1 protein-coding gene is annotated in these 273 nt (G+C 52.7%); it reads left to right on the forward strand.

Annotated elements, in window-relative coordinates; genetic code table 11:
* Window positions 1-273: Ig-like domain-containing protein (locus C1642_RS18970; protein ID WP_171304718.1), on the forward strand; the 273-nt coding region annotated here is incomplete at both ends.

The following is a 273-nucleotide window of genomic DNA, read 5'->3' on the forward strand; positions in this document are numbered from 1 at the left end:
GCTCCGGCACCGGTGATTACGATTGATCCTGTAACGAATGCAATCACGATTGACTTTGGTGAAGCAGTCAATGCGGTTGATGGCAGTCCGCTTACGGCAGATGCGCTTGAGGGATTGCTGGACATTGCTAACGGTAAATTGACAGACCTTGTAGACAACGGTGATGGCAGCTTCAGCGGTACGCTGGTACCGGCTGCGGACTTTGAAGGCGATGTGGTTGTGAACGTACCGGCAGGTATTGTTACGGACGTGGCAGGTAATGCCAACCTGACT

The sequence above is a fragment of the Acinetobacter sp. AKBS16 genome, from assembly GCF_002899995.1.
Lineage (GTDB): Bacteria > Pseudomonadota > Gammaproteobacteria > Pseudomonadales > Moraxellaceae > Acinetobacter > Acinetobacter baumannii.